This window comes from Marinobacter sp. UBA2498, assembly GCF_002341575.1.
GTDB classification, from domain to species: Bacteria; Pseudomonadota; Gammaproteobacteria; order Pseudomonadales; family Oleiphilaceae; genus Marinobacter; species Marinobacter manganoxydans.
This window is the reverse complement of sequence record NZ_DDOI01000131.1, coordinates 31,076-33,779: the sequence shown is the minus strand read 5'-3', so window position 1 is coordinate 33,779 and position 2,704 is coordinate 31,076. Positions and strand designations below refer to the sequence as shown.

The 2,704-nt window shown below is 53.3% G+C and carries 4 protein-coding genes and 1 pseudogene; all 5 read left to right on the top strand.

The genetic code is table 11. The annotated features are described in order from the left end of the window. A pseudogene (locus B2W52_RS18240) lies at positions 1–500 on the top strand (amino acid permease); the annotation flags it as partial. A 27-nt stretch (positions 501–527) separates the two neighbouring features. Beyond that, positions 528–746 carry a hypothetical protein gene (locus tag B2W52_RS18235; RefSeq protein ID WP_099615972.1) on the top strand — a complete coding sequence of 73 codons (219 nt, stop codon included), beginning with the start codon at positions 528–530 and terminating at the stop codon, positions 744–746. A 113-nt stretch (positions 747–859) separates the two neighbouring features. Continuing rightward, positions 860–1,276 carry a hypothetical protein gene (locus tag B2W52_RS18230; RefSeq protein ID WP_139043634.1) on the top strand — a complete coding sequence of 139 codons (417 nt, stop codon included), beginning with the start codon at positions 860–862 and terminating at the stop codon, positions 1,274–1,276. A 151-nt stretch (positions 1,277–1,427) separates the two neighbouring features. After that, positions 1,428–1,790: an NADH-quinone oxidoreductase subunit A gene (locus B2W52_RS18225; protein WP_008169436.1), complete on the top strand. Its 363-nt coding sequence runs from the start codon at positions 1,428–1,430 to the stop codon at positions 1,788–1,790. Next, on the top strand, positions 1,787–2,704 hold a 918-nt coding region (locus B2W52_RS22385; protein WP_414673517.1), incomplete at its 3' end, for a heavy metal-binding domain-containing protein. The genes B2W52_RS18225 and B2W52_RS22385, both read left to right, overlap by 4 nt.

Below are 2,704 nucleotides of genomic sequence, written 5' to 3'. Positions count from 1 at the left end.
CCGTTGCCATTGCCATGATGGCCACCGCCGGCGGTATTCTAGCCAGTATTTTTGCGGTCTCACGTATGCTTGCGATGTTAACCGAAATGAAACTGGTTCCCCATCGTCATTTCGGTATGCCGGGCAGTATCCAAAAGCACACGTTGGTGTACACCGTGGTCCTGGGGCTGGTTCTGACGGCTTTCTTTGATCTCTCCCGGATTGCAGCATTAGGTATCGTATTCTATTTGGTAATGGATATTGCCATTCACTGGGGAGTCCTTCGTTATTTGCGCCACGATGTGAAGGCAAAGGCGTGGGTGCCAGCGGTTGCCATCCTCCTGGATTTGCTCGTACTCGGAGGGTTTGTTTGGGTCAAACTGAACTCTGACCCGTTTGTGATTGGCGTTGCGGTTGGCACGATGGTTGTTATTGCGGCAGCAGAGCAGTTTTTTCTGAAAAGGTTCCAGGAAACCGGACATTCGGGACATGATGAATCTCATGCCCATGATCACCACTAATCAGTAGTCAACCGGGAGGACAGCACCGTGATGGAAGGTGATATGTTTGGCAACACAATGTGGGCAGGTCACTGGCTCTGGATGCTGGTGATTGGCATTGTGGTAGTGATACCGGCCTGGCGTATCTGCCAGCGCACGGGATATCCGGGGTGGATGGGGGTCTTGATACTTATCCCCATCGTCAATCTGGTTTTGCTCTACTTCATCGCTTTTAGTGACTGGCCAGTTGAGCGGAGTGGAAAATAAGTGGACTGTTTTAATGCAATTGATACATTGAGCTTTCTTCACAATCCTACGATACGACTTAAGGCTGTTGTTCGTGTGATCACAATAATTGAAAGAAACTGGGAGATAACCAGATGAAAGCAATAAATTTTAAACTGTTCGTATTTTTGACTTTTTTGCAAGCGCCATTTTTGCACGCTGAAGAAGTTCTTTCTGGCGAAGATGTCGCAGATGTTGTCGTCGGAAACACGGTGCAAATGGAATTCCGAGATGCTCAGGACAATTTTCGCACTCGAACTTTTCATGAGTACTATGATCCTGATGGTTCGATCTATGGAATGACCAAATATCGCGAACAACAGGGAAACCTTACCCACTATATCGGAAGATGGGAGGTCAAAGACGGTAAATTTTGCACATCTGTCTATGGTCGCGACTATTCCTGTAACAAGATAAAGCCTTTGTCTGGAAATGATTTCGAATTGCTCAATGAGGGAGGCAAGATAAGGAACGTCAAGGTATATGAAGGGAAGCATCATGGACTGGAGTAAGGATATCTGAGGGTGAGTTTTTAGCCTCTGTTTGCTCGGGAAGTACGGTTCGCCCATGCGGAACCAAGAAGCGAGTTAAGGGCATATTGATCTTGTCTCTGGAGAACGCTATCGGAGTGCAGACTCCGTTGCGCGACTTGAGGATTGGATGATGAGTATTTTGGAGCAGTACGGTCTGCTGCTTGCCTTGGTGCTTGGCATCGCAGCTACGGTTTTGGCCCTGTTTGGGATTGCCCGTGCCATGGGCCCGACGCGTCGGGAGCCGGGCAAGGACGTGCCAGCGAGTTCCGGAGTGTTGTCACGGGACCCGGTCTGGGGCCGCTATCACGCACGGTACTACGGCTACGCGCTGCTCTTTCTGGCCTTCGACATGGAAATGGCATTTATGTACCCCTGGGCAGTTGTATACAGGGAAGTAGGGCTGGTTGCTTTGTATGACATGGGGGTGTTCCTTGCCATTCTCTTTCTTGGTTTGCTCTACGGCTGGAGTCAGGGGGCATTGAGGCGGCAATGACTTCTGACCCGACAATGACCATTACGGGCGCGCGCCAGCGGCAGGAGCGGTTCACGGTACTTCAGAAGTGGGTTTCGCGGGCCCTCGCGGGCAACCTGAGCTGCCTGATCGTCCCGGGGCCTGAAGTGGCACTGTCCCATGGCCTGGATGTGACAGCGGCAGGTATGCGCATCACCGCGACACCTCGCGATGCGAGCATGCTCCTGATTATCGGCGAGCTTTCAGAGAAAATGAACGAGGCCGTGGCGGTGCTCTATGCGCAGATGCCGAGGCCGCGAGCCATTGTCAATTTGGGCGGACAGACGCCGTCAACGCTACCGGACCCTGATTTTTCCGCGGGTGTTTCGCAAGCCGGCCTGATCGACGCGGTTGACTGGTTGAAGCGCGCGCTGGCCAAGGGCGCATTCTCAGACTCCCCCGAGGATTTCGACGCCCCTGTTCTGCACGCCAGGATAGAGTATGTCTGCCCCATGCACCCGGAAGTTGTCCAGAACGAGCCGGGTAGTTGCCCCAAGTGTGGCATGGACCTGGTCGCCCGGGAGGCAGGGGAGCCGGCCCCCGAGCATGACCATGGGCACGATCATCGCGAGCACCGGCACCATGAGCACGAACACCAGCATCATGATCATGCGCAGCAGCACGAACACCATGAACACGAACACCATCATGGTCACTGCCATGACCATCATGATTCGCATGAGCACGATCATGAGCAGCACGAGGGTCATCAGCACTCGCACGAAAACCATCATGATCACGGACACAAGCACCAGCACGGTGAGTCCGACGGCGACGCGGAGGAGAAAGGTTCTGGGCATGATCACAGTGGCCACCATCACAGTGGGCACGGTCATGATAGCCACGAACATGGCGGCCATGATCATGTAGGTCACGGTCATAGTGGTCATGATCAT